This window comes from Robertmurraya kyonggiensis, assembly GCF_005116465.1.
In the GTDB taxonomy this organism is placed as follows: Bacteria; Bacillota; Bacilli; order Bacillales; family Cytobacillaceae; genus Robertmurraya; species Robertmurraya kyonggiensis.
In genome coordinates, this window is record NZ_SWBM01000003.1 from 92,412 (window position 1) to 112,549 (window position 20,138).

The 20,138-nt window shown below is 40.5% G+C and carries 18 protein-coding genes; 6 read left to right on the plus strand and 12 right to left on the minus strand.

Annotated features, from left to right (window positions below):
* Window positions 1-68 precede the first annotated feature (68 nt).
* From FA727_RS14205 to allC, 3 genes are read right to left on the minus strand one after another with little or no spacing between them, the layout of a single operon-like run.
* A complete protein-coding gene (locus FA727_RS14205) occupies window positions 69-1,439 on the minus strand; it encodes an allantoinase (RefSeq protein WP_136831923.1) in 1,371 nt (456 codons plus the stop codon).
* A 1-nt stretch (window position 1,440) separates the two neighbouring features.
* On the minus strand, window positions 1,441-2,679 hold the full coding sequence (locus tag FA727_RS14210; protein WP_136831925.1) for a pyridoxal-phosphate-dependent aminotransferase family protein: 1,239 nt from the start codon (window positions 2,677-2,679) through the stop codon (window positions 1,441-1,443).
* Window positions 2,680-2,692: 13 nt separating this feature from the next.
* Window positions 2,693-3,928: an allantoate deiminase gene (allC, locus tag FA727_RS14215; protein WP_136831927.1), complete on the minus strand. Its 1,236-nt coding sequence runs from the start codon at window positions 3,926-3,928 to the stop codon at window positions 2,693-2,695.
* 173 nt (window positions 3,929-4,101) lie between these two features.
* Between allC and FA727_RS14220 the strand changes: the two genes are divergently transcribed.
* From FA727_RS14220 to uraH, 4 genes are all read left to right on the plus strand, one after another.
* Window positions 4,102-5,688, plus strand: a complete 1,587-nt coding sequence (locus FA727_RS14220) for a PucR family transcriptional regulator (protein WP_136831929.1) — start codon at window positions 4,102-4,104, stop codon at window positions 5,686-5,688.
* Between the two features lie 214 nt (window positions 5,689-5,902).
* Entirely contained in the window at window positions 5,903-6,379 is a 477-nt protein-coding gene (gene uraD / locus FA727_RS14225) for a 2-oxo-4-hydroxy-4-carboxy-5-ureidoimidazoline decarboxylase (protein ID WP_306461675.1), read from the plus strand.
* 26 nt (window positions 6,380-6,405) lie between these two features.
* A complete protein-coding gene (locus tag FA727_RS14230; RefSeq protein ID WP_136831933.1) occupies window positions 6,406-7,851 on the plus strand; it encodes an NAD(P)-binding domain-containing protein in 1,446 nt (481 codons plus the stop codon).
* A 13-nt stretch (window positions 7,852-7,864) separates the two neighbouring features.
* Window positions 7,865-8,218, plus strand: a complete 354-nt coding sequence (uraH, locus tag FA727_RS14235; protein WP_136831935.1) for a hydroxyisourate hydrolase — start codon at window positions 7,865-7,867, stop codon at window positions 8,216-8,218.
* A gap of 47 nt (window positions 8,219-8,265) precedes the next feature.
* Here the strand turns inward: uraH and FA727_RS14240 are convergent, their stop codons facing one another.
* The 9 genes from FA727_RS14240 to FA727_RS14280 form a co-directional block, all read right to left on the minus strand.
* A complete protein-coding gene (locus FA727_RS14240; protein WP_136831937.1) occupies window positions 8,266-8,652 on the minus strand; it encodes an SET domain-containing protein in 387 nt (128 codons plus the stop codon).
* A 410-nt stretch (window positions 8,653-9,062) separates the two neighbouring features.
* A complete protein-coding gene (ggt, locus tag FA727_RS14245; protein WP_136831939.1) occupies window positions 9,063-10,703 on the minus strand; it encodes a gamma-glutamyltransferase in 1,641 nt (546 codons plus the stop codon).
* A complete protein-coding gene (locus tag FA727_RS14250; RefSeq protein WP_136831941.1) occupies window positions 10,700-11,881 on the minus strand; it encodes an amidase in 1,182 nt (393 codons plus the stop codon). Before FA727_RS14250 ends, ggt begins: the two co-directional genes overlap by 4 nt.
* Window positions 11,882-11,897: 16 nt before the next feature.
* Window positions 11,898-12,467 carry a hypothetical protein gene (locus tag FA727_RS14255; RefSeq protein ID WP_136831943.1) on the minus strand — a complete coding sequence of 190 codons (570 nt, stop codon included), beginning with the start codon at window positions 12,465-12,467 and terminating at the stop codon, window positions 11,898-11,900.
* A gap of 88 nt (window positions 12,468-12,555) precedes the next feature.
* A complete protein-coding gene (locus tag FA727_RS14260; RefSeq protein WP_158318876.1) occupies window positions 12,556-13,368 on the minus strand; it encodes an XdhC family protein in 813 nt (270 codons plus the stop codon).
* Window positions 13,369-13,378: 10 nt separating this feature from the next.
* A complete protein-coding gene (locus tag FA727_RS14265; RefSeq protein WP_158318877.1) occupies window positions 13,379-14,239 on the minus strand; it encodes an FAD binding domain-containing protein in 861 nt (286 codons plus the stop codon).
* Window positions 14,236-14,703 (minus strand): (2Fe-2S)-binding protein, encoded by a 468-nt coding sequence (locus FA727_RS14270; RefSeq protein WP_136831949.1) that lies wholly within the window; start codon window positions 14,701-14,703, stop codon window positions 14,236-14,238. The genes FA727_RS14265 and FA727_RS14270 overlap by 4 nt, the downstream gene beginning before the upstream one ends.
* The gene (locus FA727_RS14275; RefSeq protein ID WP_136831951.1) at window positions 14,696-16,852 is read right to left on the minus strand and encodes a xanthine dehydrogenase family protein molybdopterin-binding subunit; all 2,157 of its coding nucleotides are present in this window, start codon (window positions 16,850-16,852) and stop codon (window positions 14,696-14,698) included. Before FA727_RS14275 ends, FA727_RS14270 begins: the two co-directional genes overlap by 8 nt.
* Window positions 16,853-17,531: 679 nt before the next feature.
* The gene (locus FA727_RS14280) at window positions 17,532-18,110 is read right to left on the minus strand and encodes a nucleotidyltransferase family protein (RefSeq protein ID WP_136831953.1); all 579 of its coding nucleotides are present in this window, start codon (window positions 18,108-18,110) and stop codon (window positions 17,532-17,534) included.
* A gap of 228 nt (window positions 18,111-18,338) precedes the next feature.
* On the opposite strand from FA727_RS14280, the gene murQ reads away from it, so the two are divergent.
* The gene (gene murQ, locus FA727_RS14285) at window positions 18,339-19,238 is read left to right on the plus strand and encodes an N-acetylmuramic acid 6-phosphate etherase (RefSeq protein ID WP_136831955.1); all 900 of its coding nucleotides are present in this window, start codon (window positions 18,339-18,341) and stop codon (window positions 19,236-19,238) included.
* A gap of 35 nt (window positions 19,239-19,273) precedes the next feature.
* Window positions 19,274-20,134 (plus strand): MurR/RpiR family transcriptional regulator, encoded by an 861-nt coding sequence (locus FA727_RS14290; protein ID WP_136831957.1) that lies wholly within the window; start codon window positions 19,274-19,276, stop codon window positions 20,132-20,134.
* Window positions 20,135-20,138 lie beyond the last annotated feature (4 nt).

Consider the following 20,138-nt stretch of genomic DNA (forward strand, 5'->3'; position numbering starts at 1 on the left):
GAAAAGAAGCCAATCCATTTATAGAATTGGCTTCTTTACCCTATAGTAATACATTGTTTGAAGTAATTTCAAATCCTAATCTGTTGTGCATGTGAAGCACTGAGCCATTCCCCATTATGTTTCATGATTTTGTCATTCTCGTAGACTACATTTCCTCTGCATATTGTTGTCTTAACCTTGCTTGGAAAAGTATGACCGAGATAAATGCTCTGCTTATGCTTTGCAAAGAAATTTTCTTCAGTTGCTGTGAAATTTTCGGCCAATGAAACGATTGCGAGATCAGCATCATAGCCGAGTTCTATCTTCCCCTTTGTAGAAAGTCCGAAGCGTTCCGCTGGATTCGTTGCAGTCATCAGAGCAATTTTTGAAAAAGGAAAGTCGTGCTTCACCGCAAGTTCAATCATCGATAATAAAGTGAACTGCCCGCCACTAATTCCTCCCCATGCATTGAATAAATGATGTATGTTTGGATCTTTCATCGAATACGGACTCGGAGAATGGTCAGAAGCAACCATATCAAACTTGCCATCTAATATTAATTGCACTAATTTCTCTTGCTCACTTTTCTCACGTAACGGTGGGGCACATTTGGCAATCGCTCCTTTTTCAATGAGAACATCGTGATTAAACAGTAAATAATGAGGACAAGTTTCAACCGTTACATCGAGTCCCTGTTTTTTTGCTTCTTCTATTTTTTCAACAGCTGCTGCACTGCTGATATGAACAAAATGAATCGAGCAGCCTGTTAGTTTAGCATAAGATAACACTCTTTCAACTGCTTCTACTTCAGCAAGAATGGGGCGAGTCTCTAAGTAATCATCTGCAGTAAATAAACCTTTCTCCCTTTTTTGAGCAGCTAACCATTTCGTCATAGCATCACTTTCTGAATGGAGAGCAAGAATTTTACCTAAAAAAGCAATTTCTTTCATACCTCTCAATAAGGTCATGTCATCGACTCGTTCAAATTCCTCATTCCCTGATTCTGAAAGAAAAGCCTTAAAACCAATAACGCCTGCCTCAGAGAGCTCCTCTAAATTCTCTTCATTCCCTGGAACAAGTCCCCCCCAAAGGGCAAAATCAACAATCGATTTTTCTTTTCCTTTCTCTACTTTTTGAAAAAGGGCTTCCTTATCAATCGTGGAAGGTATACCGTTTAGTGGCATATCAAAAAACGTTGTGCAGCCTGCAGCCGCCATCATTTCCGAACCTGTCTCAAAGCCTTCCCATGTATCCCTTCCCGGGTCGTTAAAGTGGACATGAACATCAATCATGCCTGGAAAAAGATAGTTTCCTGTTTCATCTCGTTCCTCTTTGGCTATCCCAGCAATCTCGGACTCAATTTTGACGATAACACCATCTTTAATTCCAATATCCGCTTTCTTCACTTCTTCTGGTAAAACAACAAATCCATTCCGAATAATCAAATCGTAATCTGGCATTTTAGCTCACCGCCTTTGATTCGTACAGATCAAGAGCAGTCTGCAATGCTTCTCCTCGATTAACCTTCGCACCATGGCGAATCAAACAAGCCTCCAGCGCACCTAGGACCGAAAGAATATTTTCTTTTCGACAGCTATATCCCATCGTTCCAATTCGCCAGATTTTCCCGTGTAGTGGGCCAAATGAAGAGGCGATTTCAATGCCAAACTCTTTAAGGAGCATACTCCTCACTACTTCTCCATCAACACCAGTTGGAATCTCCACACAAGTGACACAAGTAAGTTTATTTACTGGGTCACCGAACAATTTTAGCCCCATCGCCTCAATTCCTGCGACCAAAGCTTCTTCGTGGAATTTATGACGAGCAAAACGATCTTCTAATCCTTCTTCAAGCACAAGTCGCAAGCCTTCCCTTAAAGCATAGACCATTGAAGTTGCTTCTGTATGATGATTTAATCTTCTCGGGCTCCAATAATCTTGTAACATGCCTAAGTCAAAATAATTGCTGGCGATTGGTAGACTACTCCGCACATAGCGATCGTCATCTTCCGTTGCAATTCCTCGCTCAACTTTTTTTCGTGCGAGAATAATTTTTTCGACCCGCTCATTATACGAAATCGGCGCCATTCCAGATGGAACAGAGATACACTTTTGAGTTCCACCAATGACTGCGTCAATACACCAGTCATCCGTTTTTACCTCAACACCTCCAATAGAAGCCACAGCATCAACGACAAGTAATACATCTTGAGCACGACATGCCTTCCCAATTTGTTCAAGTGGCTGCATTCTTCCCGTCGAGGTTTCCCCATGAACAATCGCTACAATTTTAGGAGAAACCTTCTTCATTTCCGCAATGACAACCTCCGGCTCAAACACTTCTCCCCACGGGCATTCAATCGTAAGAACCTCTGCACCATATCTTTCACAAATTTCAACAAGCAAATGTCCAAAGCGACCATAGATTGGTACAAGGACCTTGTCACCGGGTTCAATTAGACTGGATAGCACCGCTTCATTCCCAGCACGTGAGGTCCCATCAATTGGAAATGACCAATGATTCTTTGTTTGAAACACCTGCCTCAGCATTTCCATCACTTCATTCATAATTTCTGTGAACGCTGGATCAAACTGACCTAAAATAGGTGTGCTGAGCGCCCTTAGTACGCGCGGGTCGACCTCAACTGGTCCAGGAGTCATAATCGTTCTCTTCGGCGTATTTAACTCTGAAAAACGCATATTATCCATCTCCTTAATAAGCTAATTTGTATAAAGCTTCAGTTAACAGTTTGACCCCTGTCTCCAAATCTTCTATTCTCGTAAACTCTTTTGGAGAATGACTGATGCCATTTTGACTCGGTACAAAAATCAATGTAGTGGGACATATTGACGCAAACACTTGAGCATCGTGCCCTGCACCCGAAACCATATCTTGATAGGAAATATCCTTTTCCGTTGCTATTTGGCGAATCATTTGATTCATTTCTTCATCCATCGCAATCGGCTTTACATCCATCCATTGGGATATGCGAACTTCCAAATCGGTTGAAAGTCTCTCAAACTCTGTAAAAATATCCTCACAATAACGATTAAGCACATCCTCCTGATGATGCCGAATATCTAAACTAAATTCCACTTCACCAGCAACCACATTAGAAACATTAGGCATGACATTTAACTTCCCAACTGTGGCTACTAGCTGTGGATCAAATTCTTTTGCTTTTTCCGTTAAATACGTAATCAACTTCGATGTTGTACTGACTGCATCTTTTCTATAAAGCATAGGCGTCGTCCCTGCATGATTGCTTTCCCCAACCACATTGATCGTATAGCGGCGCTGACCAACAATATGCGAGACGACTCCAATCGTGTTTTGATTTTTTTCGAGAATCATCCCTTGTTCGATATGAATCTCAACAAATCTCTCAATATCGGTACGAATGCTAGGTTGATATTCTTTTGGTTCGAAACCCGATTCCTTCATCGCTTCTAAAAAAGGAATTCCGTCGTCATCTTCTAAATCCTTCACATTCTCTAAATTATAAGCACCTGAGATATTCCTTGAACCCCAGAATGTTAATGGAAAGCGACTTCCTTCTTCCTCGCTGAGAGAAATCACTTCAATTGTTTTTTTCGGGAATCCATATTTCTGAAATAATCGAGTGGTTGCTAGTAGACTCGCAATAATTCCGTAGGCTCCATCATATTTACCACCGTCCAACACAGTATCAATATGAGAACCGGTTAAAATCGTTTTACCGCCTGGTTCCGTTCCGAGCAGTTTACCGAATAAATTTCCTGCGCTGTCAAAATAGGTTTGAAGCTGAAGGCTCTCCATCTTATCCTTCAACGCATCTTGAGCTTCACGCCATTCCTTTGAAAACAATAGCCTAGTAACTCCCCCGTTTGCCGTTCGTCCAAACCTAGCAAGCCATTCAATCATTTCACTAACCGAATCTTTTTTATGCTCTCTCATTTGAATGGCCATACATGTCACCCCCTATCAAAAAATAAAAGTATGTATTAGATTAAGTTTACAGATTCCACCATCAAACATCATTATCACTTATACACAAATTTATTAAGTTCTTTTGTTTATCTTAACCAAGGAAAGTTATGTATAATATTAATTATTCCGAATTTTTCAAAAGAGGTGTCGTAATGAAAGTAAGCGAACTATTAGCTGTTCCTCATTTTGCAGGGATGAACATGATTGCCGGAGCATCCGGTAAAGAGCGAGAAGTCCATACTGTGAACATGATGGATGCACCCGACATCATCCATTTTTTAAATCAGAACGAATTACTCGTTACGACTGCCTATCATGTAAAAGATCATCCCGACCAGTTAACTGAATTGATTCGTATGATGAGCGAAAAAGGCTGTGCTGCTTTAGGGATCAAAACAAAACGATTTTTAAAGGAGATTCCCCAGTCTGTTATCGACCTTGCAAATGAATTGTCCTTCCCAATTATCGACCTTCCAATAGAGATCTCCCTGGGTGAAATCGTGAATCATACATTACGTGCTATTTCTGATAAACGGGCTACCGAGCTTTCACTTGCGTTTGAGACACATAAGCAATTTACCCAGTTAATCTTACAAGGAAAAGGCATCCCCAAATTACTTCAGGATTTATCTCAGACTATCGGTTATCCAGTCCAGTTGATTAACCAACATTTAAAACCTATTTTTAAAACGAATTCTGATTCAGAATTATTTACATTCATGAATTCTATTCGAAAAGAAGCTTTCACCTTATCCGTTAAGAACACATCGAGTATCGCTTTTTCCTTACGTGCAACAAGACAAGCCTATACACTTTTCCCCATTTATTTTAGTGAGAAAAAAATCGGTTTCCTTTCTGTCATGGGGGACATCCAGCATTACAATCCATCTACATTGCTAACGATTGATCAAGCCATTAATGTAATTTCTTTTGCGCTCATGAAAGAACAGGCTTTGAAACAACAAACAAGAAGTATTCGCAATGACTTTTTTCTAAGATTCATAGATGGGGCATTTCCCTCGGAAACTGAAACCCTTCATCGTGCAGCAGAGTTCTCATTGCCCAATAACCAAATGTATGTTGTCGCCGGGAAATTGGATGATACGGACCGTTATTTCACCTATACAGAGCGACAGCAAACGATTGACGATATTTATGAATTTATCGAAGATGAAGTGAACAAAGGCCATTTCTTCACATTAGGGGATTGTTGCATTATCTTATTCGAAATTCATCAAGATTCTTCTATCGAAAAGTCATTGTTACAGTTGCAAAGCATGGTTCTATCCTATTTTGATAAAACCATTTCATTTGGTGTCAGCAATATTAGCCACACCTTTTTACAAACCAAACATGCATATAAAGAAGCCTTAGACGCCTTGAAACAAGGTGAACTGTTAAAAAAAACCAATTTCATCCAAACCTTTCAAACAAAGGATGTCATTGAATTATTACGACTTATCCCCGAAAAGGAACTAAAAACATTTTATCGATATACACTTCAAGGCTTTTTTCAATCGAAGGCTGAAGAAGAACAAACCTTGCTTGAAACCTTATCTGTTTTCTTAGACACGAACTGTCAAATCTCTGAAACGGCGAAAAGATTATTTGTTCACCGTAATACTGTCGTCTATCGCATCGAAAAATGCGAAGAGATTCTTGGAAAATCATTAAAGGAATCGGAAACAACGTTACAATTAAGAATTGCACTGCGATTAAAAACTCTGTTAGAACTGTAGACCCTTGGAGACTTTCCTTGGGTCCTTTATTTGTGCATAACATACAGAAAGAGACTTCATTTTCAGTCATTATAAATAATGACAATTCAAAAAATATGCATTATTATGTTAATTAAAATAACTTTGAATGTTATTTTATATTACATATGAAGGCTCAATCTGTAAAATCGTTCTTCATTCACAAAGGAGGGCTCCTATGCTCACGATCGAACAATTGAACAAAACAACAGAACATGAATTCATGGAATTTCTAGGTGGGATTTTTGAACATTCCCCTTGGGTCGCAGAAAAGGCTTTGAATGCAAAACCCTTCTCTTCATTGGAGCATCTATACGAAAAAATGGTCTCCGTCGTGGAACAATCCCCCGAAAAACAAAAGCTTATCCTAATTAAAGAACACCCCAATTTAGGAGAGCGTATTGAAATGAGTCCGGATTCTGTCAGTGAACAAGCAGGAGCTGGTTTAAAAAATCTTACACCCGCGGAATACGACAAATTCAGCACCTTAAACCAACAATATATGGACAAATTCGGTTTTCCCTTCATCTTAGCCGTCAAAGGAAAAAACAAACACCAAATATACGAAGCCATGGAGCAGCGCGTGCAAAATCAACGAGAAATCGAATTCCAAACGGCGATGAAAGAAATATATAAGATTGCCCTGTTACGTTTGGAAGAAAAGATTCAATAACGGGAGCTTGAGAGGATGAGAGAATCATGAGTTTGGAAGGATTAAATGAACAAGTAAAAAGAGATCTAACTTATCTGAACTTTGGCGGACCAGAATGGGTGCAGCCACTCCATCATCCTGAAGGACATGTTTACGACGTGGTGATTGTCGGTGGTGGACAAAGCGGCCTAAGCGCAGCCTTTGCTTTAAAGCGGGAGCGCATCTATAACGTCCTCATCATTGACGAAAATCCAGAAGGATATGAAGGCCCTTGGGAAACGTATGCCCGTATGGTAACTTTAAGAACTCCTAAGGAATTGACTTCTATTGACCTCGGCATCCCCTCTTTAACTTTTCGTTCGTGGTGGGTCTCACAAGCAGGTGAAGAAGGTTGGGAAAAGCTTGATAAGATTCCAAGAGGCGAATGGATGAACTATCTCCGTTGGTATCGAAACGTTTTGAAATTACCAGTAGTCAACGAAGTAAAGCTGAAATTAATCGAACCCTCAGTCGAAGGAATTCATCACTTGCACATTGAAGGTACTGGTGCCCCTAGCGAAAAAATACTCGCGCGCAAAGTCATCCTTGCTACCGGTATCCAAGGCGGAGGCGAATGGCATGTCCCACCTCTCATTTCGAAAAAATTAACCCGTGAACGATACGCGCATACCTCCGAATCAATTGATTTCGAACTACTAAAAGGAAAAAAGGTAGCGATATTAGGAGGAGGAGCATCCGCTTTTGACAACGCTCATGCCGCTCTATCTGAAGGAGTTGCAGAAGTACATGTCTTTGTCCGAAGAAAAGAGCTCCCTCGGATCAATCCAATTCGCCAGATGGAAGGCTCAGGTATCATCGAGCATTTTCATACCTTTTCCGATGAAGAAAAATACACAGCAATTTCCCAATTCTTCAAATTTAATCAACCACCTACGAACGATACATTTATCAGAGCTTCTGCATGGCCCGGTTTCCAACTCCATTTAGGAGCACCTTGGCACGATGTTGAAGCTACAAGTAACTGCGTAGTCGTCACTACACCACAAGGTAAACATACCTTTGATTTCCTAATCATCAGTACCGGTTTCGTAACTGATCCATCTTTACGACCAGAGCTAAAGCTAATAGACAAACATATTGCACGTTGGGGTGATAAGTATACTGCACCTGAGGAAATCGCTAATCCACTTGTTGATGCTCACCCTTATCTTAGCTCAGGATTTTCATTTACCAGTCGTGATGAGCAAGGAAAAAATTCACTTTATGGACTCTTCGTTTTCAACTACTCAACTCTAGTGAGCTGTGGCCTTTCAGCATCAGCACTTTCAGGGATTCGTTTTGCATTACCAAAGCTCGCTTTATCGGTATCCGATCAGCTTTTCCAAGATGACAAAGCGAGAATTTTACACAACTTCCTCACGTACGATAAAGAGGAATTTGTTGGGGAATGGCCGAAAATAGAACAACAAGTAACCTCAGCAACAGAAAATTAAGAAGGAGATTGATATGGCAGGATTAACGACGCATATATTAGATTTAACTCACGGTACGCCAGCAAGCAATGTCACGATCGAGCTATACTTTTACGGAGATCATGCATGGCAGTTACTCGCTTCAGCCGTTACAAATTTAGACGGAAGACTGAGTGAACCGCTTCTATCTAAAGAAGATACGAAAATCGGAACCTATGAACTCATATTTCATATCGGGGATTATTTTCGTAGTACAGCACTTGAATTACCGGAACTGCCTTTTTTAGATAAAGTTCCCGTACGCTTCAGCATTTCAAATGTGACTTCCCATTACCACGTACCATTACTCGTTTCTCCTTGGGGCTATCAAGTGTATAGAGGAAGTTAAAAAGAGCACGCTTTGGCAATGTTGCCAAGACGTGCTCTTGCTTGTACTTATTCTTCGTCTTCTCGATCAAACCACAACTTTTCTTGATCATCCACATCACCATTATAATTGATGAGAATCTCTTCCCCTGCTTTTATATCTTTATAAGCAAAGAAGTCAAAAGTGTGATTATCAAAATTAATATCATAAGTTGCATTCGGTTCATAGGAATGGTTAAACAACATTCCATAACCAAGAAGAATCGCCGTATGATTAATCCCATACTCAAACGCGTAATCAGCGAGTAAGGTTTTTTCAATATGTTCATGCTGTTCGTTTGGATAAGCAATAACTGGCGCTTCATGGATAAGCGTTCCTTTTTTGATATCACATGTAGCAAATACCCCTCTATTGAATTCTCCATCACTTAGTGAAGATGATTTTATCTCTATCATGCTGTGCACCTACTCACTTTTAAAATTTACTACTTTCTTAACTTTACCATTATTTTGGACAATGGGCTTGTTTTTATTTCAATAAGAGACTTTATTCCACACATATCGTTTTTGGGATAAGCTGATTCGAAAATAAAAGGAAAAATTCCGCTTATAAAGTAGTTATTATAAAAATTGAGGTTAAATAAGCGTAGAAATTCCGACTATCGACTCGAAAAACGGGAAAATGAGAGGTTTTTCTTGGCATAATCGGAAAAACTCTGCTTATATACCCCGAAACGAGCTTCATTCTATATCTAACCGGAAAATTTCCGCTTATTATACTTTTTTTCTAGTTAGCCGTTTAAGCACAAGACATGATAATTAAAAGGGAAAAAGAGCCCAATCCGCAGACTAAGTCCAAATTAATATCAATACCCCAACGCTACTCCATCCCCTCTTGGGTCGGCACCTCCATATTTCACACCACTTACAGGGTCAATCTTGATCACTCCCGCATGCCCCATCACATCTGTAAAATCTTCAAGCAACTCTACTTCATGCCCCTTTTCTCGAAGAAATTCAGTCACTTCATCTGACACTCTACCTTCGATTTTCAAACTATTGGATGCTGCTCCCCATGTTCGGCCATATAACCATCTTGGCGCTTCTATTGCCGCTTGGACAGGATAACCATAATCAATAATCCGCGTAACAAGTGCAGCCTGTGTTTGCGGCTGCCCTTCTCCACCCATCGTTCCATACACTAAGGAAAGGACGTCATCTGTAAACATCATCGCTGGATTTAATGTATGATATGTTCGTTTGTGCGGCTGCAAGCAGTTCACATGCTCAGGATCTAACGAGAAGAAACTTCCACGATTCTGCAAGACTACTCCCGTATTCTTTGGAATAAAACCTGAGCCGAATTCATGATAAATACTTTGAATTAAGGAAATGGCATTTCCCTCTTTATCAACCACACCAAGCCAAATCGTATCCCCTTTTGGATCTAATTGTCTTTCAAAGCTTTGCGCCTTTGTAAAATTAATTTTATTTGCCAGTTCCATTCCTCTTTCAGGTGATAGCAAATATTCTAATGGAATTGGCAAAAACTCAGGATCCGTTAAATATTGATCCCGATCTAAGAATGCTAGTTTGATCGCTTCCGTTAATACGTGGTAATACTCCGCTGAACCTTCTTCTATTAGTTCCATATTAAAGTTGTTCAAAATATTAAGGATAGAAAGGGACGCAAACCCTTGAGAGTTTGGTGGCACGTTATATACTGTATGTCCACGATACTTAACAGAAATCGGCTCCACCCAATCACTTGTATGGCGAGCAAAATCACCAACTGTCAATAACCCACCATGTCGCTGAAGGTCCTTGACGATCGCTTGTGCAGCTACGTCTTGATAGAAGTACTGACTTCCTCCTTTTGCAATCCCCTCCAATGTTAAGGACAAATCAGTCTGTTTCATCATGTCTCCAGCCTTATAAGAAAGTCCACTAGACTTCAGAAAGATTTTGCAAAACTCGGGGAATCGTTGCAAATAACGAAATTGACTATCCTTGTCATCAAGGTTCACATTGGTCCAATACTCTTGACTCGGAGTCACCGGAAAGCCATCTTTTGCATAATGAATAGCTGAAAGAAGTAATTGCTCCCAGCTATATGTACCTTTTAATTGATTTCGCGAAAACTGATATGCCTGCTCCCAACCCGCAACAGCACCGGGCACCGTATTAGCAGCAAGCACTCCCCTTGATGGAATCTTATCTAAGTGCTGCCTTTTATAAAAATCAATCGTGACATTTTCACCTGAACGCCCCGAACTATTCAATGCTTTCAGTTCTTTATGTTTTGCATCATAGACTAGCCAAAAGTTATCCCCACCAATTCCGTTCATATGAGGATAAACAACACCAATCGTCGAGACAGCAGCAATCGCAGCTTCAACGGCATTTCCTCCATTTTGCAAAACATTCATTCCTGCTTGGGTCGCTAAATAATGAGGAGTTGTAATCATCCCATTAGCTGCCATCGTTGTTGGACGGTACGATTTCATATCAAATGCGCCTCCCTTAAACTTGTCACAAACTGGTTCGCCCACTCTAACAAGTTTATATCTTGAAATTCATTAGCTATAAAGGATAAGCCAATTGGTAGTCCATCTTCTTTTACAAAAGGAATCGTTATCTGCGGAAAACCTGTTAATCCAGCAATGCAGGTTAATTGCATCGCTCTTGAGCGATATTGCTCCATTTTTTCCATAGATAGATTTTTCAATGGAGCTTCACCTGGGGCAGTCGGGATCACTAGTAATCCATTGTCCTTTAAAAGTTCTGACAGCTTCTCCTTTATTTTCATTCTCGCTTCCATCTTAGGTTCAAGTTCATCTTGGATTAATGTACTCGTCCATAAAAAGCGTTCGGCTATCCCAGGACCAAAGTTCGGCTTCACCTGCTCAATCCACTCCCCATGTTCCTTCCAAATTTCGATTCCTTGAATCGTACGGAACAGGTTTGCCCACTCAGAAAGTCCATCTTCTGTGATTTTTAAGAAATGCTTTTCCTCCAGTTCAGAGACAACTTTTAATAAAATTTGTTTTGTCTCATCCTCTAAAAATGACCAAGCTTCTTTTTCCAGATAGAAATGGGTATATTTCTGTTCTTCTGAAGAGCTTGGCGGGATAAGTGTTTCGCCAACTTTTAACAAAAGATCAGCTTCCCTCGCCATCCAACCTACTGTATCAAAGCTTTTCGCCAGCGGAATGACGCCTTCAATATTCACAACTCCATGGGTTGGTCTGAAGCCGAAGATTCCACAATAAGAAGAAGGGATGCGAACAGAGCCTCCTGTATCGGTCCCAACGGCAAAATCAACAAGTCCAGCCGCTACTGCAACTGCAGAACCACTTGAAGAACCACCAGGAATTCGATCAGGCGCTTTTGGATTTACTGGCGTCCCATAATGAAAATTCTCTCCATTTAGACTAAACATAAGTTCATCTGTATGAGTCGTTCCTGTTATCTCAGCTCCTTGTTCTAATAACTGCTTAATAACAGGAGCATTTTCAGCGGCGGGCTCATGCGTCCTTAACCAATCCGGATTCCCAGCCGTATTCTGATATCCCTTAATAGAGATAACGTCCTTAACTCCACATGTAAGTCCATCTAATATCCCAGAACGTTCTGGCTTTATATGGAGATCATTTTTTACAAAGGCATTCCATCGGTCCGTCATTAGAACCCTCCTCAATCTACTTGATTGGCTTAAGTGGATTACCGTTCAAAATCTCTTCAACCTCTTCAAAACCTAATGGGAATGCAAAATTATAGCGGGCCGGTAATGCAAATACATACTCATCATTTCTTCCAAGTTCCTTTGGTTTAATTGGCGCAGCACCAACTGAATATTCTTCTTTTTGAAGTGCTTCCCAATGTTCAAGTGTAAAAATCATAATCGGAATATCTTGTCTTGGGGTCTCTTCTGTCCATTGTGGGTGGCGAATAACAATTTGCGGACCTGTTTCTACGACTTTCCCACTTTGCTCCTCGGTAATCCCTAAGCCTTCCCACCGTTCTTCCACAATGCGATACCCCTTCCAGCTTTCAGGCAAGGAAAAAACAAAGCCATATTCAGTGTTTTCATATTCATTAGGATTTTTTTCATCTTCCACTTCTTCGTGTTGATCCTCATGTTCATTCGGCTGAACAATCTCATCCTTTTCTGTTTCCTCTGCCTGATTATTCGTCGGCAGCTCGCTATCATTTGTACCGCAGCCAACCAAGGTACAAATAAATAAGATGCTTAACAATGCTCGTTTCACGTTAACCCCTCCATAATTATTGTTTAATTATGAAGACGAAAACCAATCCATTTTGTTACGTAACTTTCGAGATAAAGGAAGCCCATCTTTAAACAGATGAGCTTTCCTTCTCAGCATGAATCAATTTTTCTCTGTCAGATGATTTATTTCCTGCTCGACTTACTTTAATGATTTCCGCAATAATGCTGATCGTAATTTCCTCAACCGTTTCAGCCCCGATATCAAGACCGATCGGTGTATAAACCTGCTCTAGTTGCTCATCTAAACAACCTTCTTCTTTTAGTTTTTTAAAAATTTGCAGAACCTTCCGTTTGCTTGCAATCATCCCAATATAGGCACATGGATATTCCAATGCCTTCTTCAAAACCCGGTCGTCTCCATCCTTTGTACAGATGATGACATGGGATTTTTCGTCCAAGTGCGCATTCGTTAAAGCATATTCAATATTTTCATCCACGTAAATCTGCTCGGCATTCGGAAATCGTTCGTGTGTACAATAATCCGGTCGGTCATCGACAACTCGATACGGATATTGAAGAAAATCGAATTGCTTCGCTAACCCGTAAGCTACGTGTCCCGCTCCCACAATGACCATCTCCGGTCTATTTGTATATACCTCGATAAAAACACTTAATGTCCCACCACAATGCATGCTTATGCCGTCTTTAGCGTTTTTATTAAGCTTATATTGAACAATCGTAGACTGACCTTTTTCGATTGCTTTCAGAGCCTCCTCAATGACATAAAGCTCAGCAAGTCCCCCGCCAACAGTCCCTTCACTCGTCCCGTCACGATTGACAATCATTTTTCCAACATGCCTTGGAGTAGAGCCTTTTGACTCGATAATCATTGCCAGCGCAAACGTCTCGTTATGCCGAACTAATTCCGCTACTCTTTCCATGAGCAACATGCTAGAACAACTCCTTTGAGGTTAAAAAGTAACGTAATAGTTTAAGAGCAACTGTTTTACGATAAGCTGCTGTTGAGCGCTGGTCATCAATTGGATTAATAATCGAAGCAAAGTCAGCTACTACTTCGTCTAACACTTCAACCTTTAAAGGATAGACCTGACTCAATAATTTCTTTTCAGTTTCCTGCGAACGAACCATCGTTGGTCCAACCGCACCAAAAGCAAATCTAGCATCTGCAACCTTTCCAGCCTGCACTTGTAGTAATCCTGCAAATGACACTTTCGAAATGGCATCAGCTCGTCGATTAGCGATTTTTTCAAAAATCAGGCGAGCTTCGTTTACAACTTCTGGCAAAATGATTTCTACTAACAATTCATTTTGCTGACGAGCAATTCTTCTTGGCCCTTGAATAAAATCATGAATTTCTACGATTCTATCTTCGTTTACAGAACGCAGAACTAGCTTCGCATTAAAAATATATAAAAGAGGCAACATGTCCCCAGCCGGTGAAGCATTGCATATATTCCCTCCCAACGTTCCTCGATTACGAATCGCTGGTGCAGCAACTTCTCGAATCGCTTTCTTAAAAATGTTTGGGATTAAAGAGTGTTCGAGCATCTCTCCATACGTACAACAAGCTCCAATATGAAGGTCTCCATCCTCCAAATACGTTTGCTTAAGTTCACGAAGATGATCGATAAACACAACCGGTTTCGCTATTTTTGGGGCTACACCTCGGCGACTTTTATGAAGAACCATCACATCTGTTCCCCCAGCAATAATGGTACAATCCTCTTCATTTAACTTTGAAATCGTCTCAGCCAGCGTATCAAAATGATATGATGCTACAGTCTTTGTCACCATAGACCATCACCTTTTTTCGCAGCAAGCTGAATCGCATCGACAATCATGTTGTACCCTGTACAGCGACAGAGATTTCCTGAAATACCTTCACGAATCTCCTCTTCAGAAGGATGAGGATTTTTCGATAATAAGGCTTCCGTCGCAATAATCATCCCTGGTGTACAGAAACCACATTGAACTCCACCTGCTGTGGCATAGCATTCATTCAATACCTGATATTGAGGGGTTTTACTATATCCTTCGATTGTTTGCACGTCCGTTCCTTCAAGTGCTCCAATCGGAATTAAACAGCTGTTTTGCACAAGATTATCGACAAGAACACTGCATGCCCCACATTCCCCTTCTCCACAGCCTTCCTTGGAGCCAATTAATTCAAACTCTTCTCTCAACAAATCTAGTAATCTAACCGTAGAAGGAGCATCTGTTTCTACAACACTCCCATTGAGCTTAAATTTAATCAACAGCTTCCCCTTCTCTCTTTTCAAGACTTTCGATGATTATTTCCGGTGTAATTGGAATTTGATAAAAAGGAACCGCAAGCGCATCCTCTATTGCTGATTGAACAGCAGGGGCGCCACCAATCAATGTCAATTCGCCAACCCCCTTGGCACCATATGGTCCGCCTGCATATGGATTGTCATAAAGTTTGCTTTCTATATGGACGATATCCATGGCCGTTGGTGGACCATAGTCGGTAATGCTCCTTTGCTGAATTCGTCCTTGCTTTGATGTCATTTTTTCCATAAACCCATAGGCGAGACCCTGAGCCATACCGCCATCTATTTGTCCTTTGACTATTCGTTCATCAATGGCTTTTCCGATATCAAAACTTGCATGAATTTTTTCCAACTGAACATTTCCTGTGAACGAGTCAACTTCAACCTCGACTATATTGACGCCCCATGAATAGGCAGGATAGGCATCTCCTGAAAATGTTTTTTCATCCCAAGGAATCATTTCCTCATGGACGTAATCTTCAACGATTTCTTGTTCTACACCTGACTGCCATTTTTCCTTGAGTCTTCGTGCTGCACGCTCCAGCAACTTTCCGACAATCATCGTTGTCCGAGATGCTACAGTCGGACCAGAATCAGGAACATCCTTTGTATCAGGGTATGGAAATGAAATCTCTTCGTATGGCACACCTAACTCTTGTGCGACAATTTTGCTCAGCGTGGTAAAAATGCCCTGCCCCATATCCGAGTTCGAGATTTTCACCAAAACTTGATCGTCTTTCGTTTTTAAAAGCTTAACGGTCGCTTTAATATGATCCCGCTCGCCACTTCCAGTAAAACCACAGCCATGCAAAAAAAGCGAGGTTCCAATTCCTTTTTTGAAGCGTGGGCTTTGTTGATTGAATCTAGCAAACTCTTCTTTTTTCTTTTTATAATTCAACGTCTTCAAGAGATCCTCAATCATGTCCTCCATGAAGATCGGGTCTCTAAAACGTCCATTGGTAATAGTCGGTTCCCCTTGCTTCACCAGATATTGACGCTTATACTCAAGCGGGTCCTTACCAGCAATACGCGCAATGTGGCCCATATGACTCTCTAAACCAGCGAAGCTTTGCGGTGCTCCAAATCCTCTGAAAGCTCCGTTTGGTACGGTATTCGTTTTTAACACATAACCTTTGGCATGATAGTGAGGAATCTTATAGACACCCGCACTGTTGAGCAATGCTCGTTGTAGGACAACTGGACTTAGTCCTGTATTGGCTCCCCCATCAAGAAAAACTTCTGTACTCATACTGAGAATGTTTCCGTCCCTATCGAGAGCCGTTTTATATTTGATTTTTGAGGGATGTCTTTTTGTCGTGACAACCAAATCCTCCGACCGATCAAAAAGTAACATCACTGGCTTTTTGACAACCTGTGCCGCAATGGCCACATGGCAAGCCATCATCGATGGAAAGTCTTCTTTTCCACCAAAGCCTCCACCTGTTGGACTTTGAATGACTCGAACCTCATCGTCATCGCAAGCTAAGGCACTAATCAATGCATTTTTTATATAATAGAGACATTGCATTGAGCCTTGTACTTGGATTTCATCTTCTTGATATATCCCAAGCATCCCCTGCGGCTCTAAATAGACATGCTCTTGATACCCCGTCTCATATTCTTCCTCGATAATTTGGTACGCTTTTTTTCCAATCTCCTCAATCGTTTGGAGACTTTCTCCAAATTCATGAGTCGCCATCACATCGGTCATTTTCTCAATCGCGTCGTCAAGTGTATATGTAGCTTCATGTTCTTCAAATTTTACTTGGGCTTCATCAAGCAATTGATATAGTACCTCTAACTCTTTTCCCACAAGCATAAAGATTGGTTCCCCGATATAATTGACCCACTCATTGGCAAAAATCGGCTGATCGGGAATTAAGATTTTGACGAAATTCCCTCCAGGAATATGTTCAGCCCCAATCACATGATAGCCTTCAGGTAAGATTGGATACTCGATTGAAAGCACCTTTCCGTATGCAATAGGTGAGCGGTATAAAACGCCATACAGCATGTCTTCCATTTTCACGTCGCTGATATAAGGAAGTTGACCCGCTACCTTGTCTACATGATCCTTTTTCACTACTGACTGGCTAATGTCTTTCGTAATCATATAAGCAACACCCTTCGACCGATGATAAAAGGCATCCTTCTTAGAATAGACGCCTCTCTTTTCGCACTGGTAAAATGAATTTTATTTATTATATATGAAGTTGTATTTGAAAAAATGGTTTTTGTTAGGTAATCTGACAATATTTTTTCTAAAAATTCTGTTTTTGTAACTTAGATTAAGAGCATCTTGTTTTCAGTTGGTTTCTTTTTGGGATCATAAAGACATTAATCTTGGTTGGTCTAAATATAGTGTCTGCATAAAGTGCCCATGAAGACATTAACCTCAGCTGGCCCGAATTTAGTGTCCGCATGAATTTCCCATGAGGACATTAATCTCAGCCGGCCCGAAAATAGTGTCCACATGAAGCCTTCATGAAGACATTAATCTCAGCCGGTCCGAAAATAGTGTCCACATGAAGCCTTCATGAAGACATTAATCTCAGCCGGCCTGAAAATAGTGTCCGCATGAAGCCTTCATGAAGACATTAATCTAAGTTGGCCTGAAAATAGTGTCCGCATGAAATCCACATGAAGACATTAATCTCAGTTGGCCTGAAAATAGTGTCCGCATGAAGCTTTCATGAAGACAACTATTGCAAGAATTCGGCGATACTTGTCCGCATGAACCACTCTAGGCAACCATAAACAAAAAAACTGCAACCTCACATTCTAGGCAGCAGTCACTTCATTCTTTCCTCATAATATTCTAAAACTCTTTTATAATCTTCAGGCGTATCTACATCCATAAGCACACCTGGATCATCGACGTTTACATATTTTTTATCAAAATCTTGTAGGATCATCCGCAAATTACTGTTGGCTTCAGCAGCAAGAATTGCATGCCCAATCTCACTCGATAATTTAATCGGATGTCCACCTCTATATTCAAAGCTTGGAATGACAACTTCCCCCTCAGTTCTTGCCAAGATCTTAATGGTTTCCTTCTTCACCAGTGGACAGTCTCCGGGCGTGATAAAAAATTCGGGTGCACGTATTTCTTCACACCCTTTTAGAATCGAGCTAAACATCCCCAAATCAAAATTCTCATTTAAGACGTATTTTATTTTGATTGAATTGATTTTTGAAATAGCTTCCTGTAAAAAATTCGAATTATGTCCGCCTACGACAATAACTCTTTCACAAACCCCTTCAAATTTAGATATCGTATGCTCTAAGATTGATTTTTTCCCAAGAGGCAACAGCATTTTGAAATCCTTCGCTCGACTAGAATAACCTGCTGCTAAGATGATTGCTTCCAAGTCCCATCTCCCCCCTCAAGATCCAATTTAGTAGTTCAATCATAAATCCAGCACAATTCACGGTCAATAAGACAACCTTTTTTAGGCAAGACTTATTATGATATAAAAGTATAGTGAAATAAAATTTCACTATTTTTTAAAACTTATTGAAATTTTGTTTTGAAGAAGATATATTAGTGGTGAACATATGAAAACGACATCAAGCCAAAAACACGGAGGAACTTTACCATGCAACATAACTTGAAAACGTTAACAACAGAATCTAGAAATGAGCGTTCCATGCAAATCGACACAGCTGAACCAATGGACATTTTAAAAATCATGAATGACGACGATCAAAAGATTGCTATAGCTGTTCAAGAAGAACTACCTAATATCGAAGTTGCTGTTCGATACGCGTTAGAATCGTTTAAACAAGGAGGAAAACTTGTTTATATCGGAGCTGGAACGAGCGGGAGATTAGGCGTTCTTGACGCTGTGGAATGTCCTCCGACATTTAGTACACCACCTGAAATGGTACAAGGAATTATTGCTGGTGGAGAAAATGCTTTTGTTAAGGCTGTAGAAGGTGCAGAAGACAAACCTGAAGCTGGAGTTGCAGATTTAAAAGCAATTAACCTAACGGAAAATGACACAGTCATTGGGATTGCGGCTAGCGGAAGAACACCTTATGTAATTGGTGCCCTCCAATATGCTCGCAGCATTGGGGCTAAAACAGTTGCTCTTTCATGTAACAAAAATGCCCTTATTAGTAAGGAAGCAGATCAGGCAATTGAAGTAGTTGTTGGACCTGAAGTGTTGACTGGATCAACAAGATTAAAAGCTGCTACAGCTCATAAGATGATCCTTAACATGATTTCAACTTCTTCTATGATTTTATTAGGAAAAGCTTACGAAAATCTGATGATTGATGTTCACGTCAGCAACGAAAAACTAAAAGAACGTGCCATCAATATCATCACAAGAATTACAGATGTTAGCTATGAAGAAGCACTTGAGGCACTTCAAGCTTCTGGTTTACAAGTAAAAGTGGCCATCGTCATGCTAGCTAACAGCGTTACGAAAGACGAAGCTATTAAATTACTTGAAGAAGCAAATGGATATGTTCGTAGAGCTATTAATAAGTAATCCCTAATTTCCGGTTAAGGAGGTGATGTATCACGATTATTTCCGGTGGATTAAAAATCATCGAAAATATGCTGGGACAATTGCCAGAGTCTGAAAGAAAAATCGCCCAGTATATTCTGCAATCTCCACATGATGCTGTAAACTGCACAGTTAGTGAATTAGCAGCAATTACCGAATCAAGTGGTGCCGCGGTCATCAGACTATGTAAATCACTGGGTTTCAAGGGGTTTCAAGAATTAAAAATACGTATAATTAGCGACTTAGGGAAACCGGTTGAACAGGGGTACAGAGATTTTGAACGTGGCGAAAAGAGCGAAGATATCGTTCAAAAAACATTAAGCAATAGCATTCAGAGCCTACGTGATTCAGTGGAAGTTATCCATTATGAAGAGTTAAAGAAGGCCGTTCAAGCCCTTTTAACCGCCAAAAATGTTCATTTCTTTGGCATTGGAGCTTCACATATCATCGCTACAGATGCGCAACAAAAATTGCTTCGCATCAAAAAGAGTTCAACGGCTTTTTCTGACACACATTTAGTAGCAACTTTGATCGCGAATGCCGAGCCAGACGATGTATTGTTTGGAATCTCTTTTTCAGGAGAAACACCTGAAGTCATCAATGTGATGGCATTAGCAAAAGAACAAGGCATGAAGACCATTAGCTTAACAAAATACGGGCAATCTTCTGTTGCAGATTTAGCAGACATGAAGTTATTTACCTCTCATTCTGCCGAAGCTCCATTCCGAAGCGCTGCCACGTCCTCTCGATTAGCACAGCTCTTCATGATTGATATTTTGTTCTTATGCATGGCATCTGAACAATTCGAAGAAACCGTCGATTATATCGATAAAACGAGAGGCGCTATCCAATTTTTAAAAGATCGATCATCAAATTGAAAAT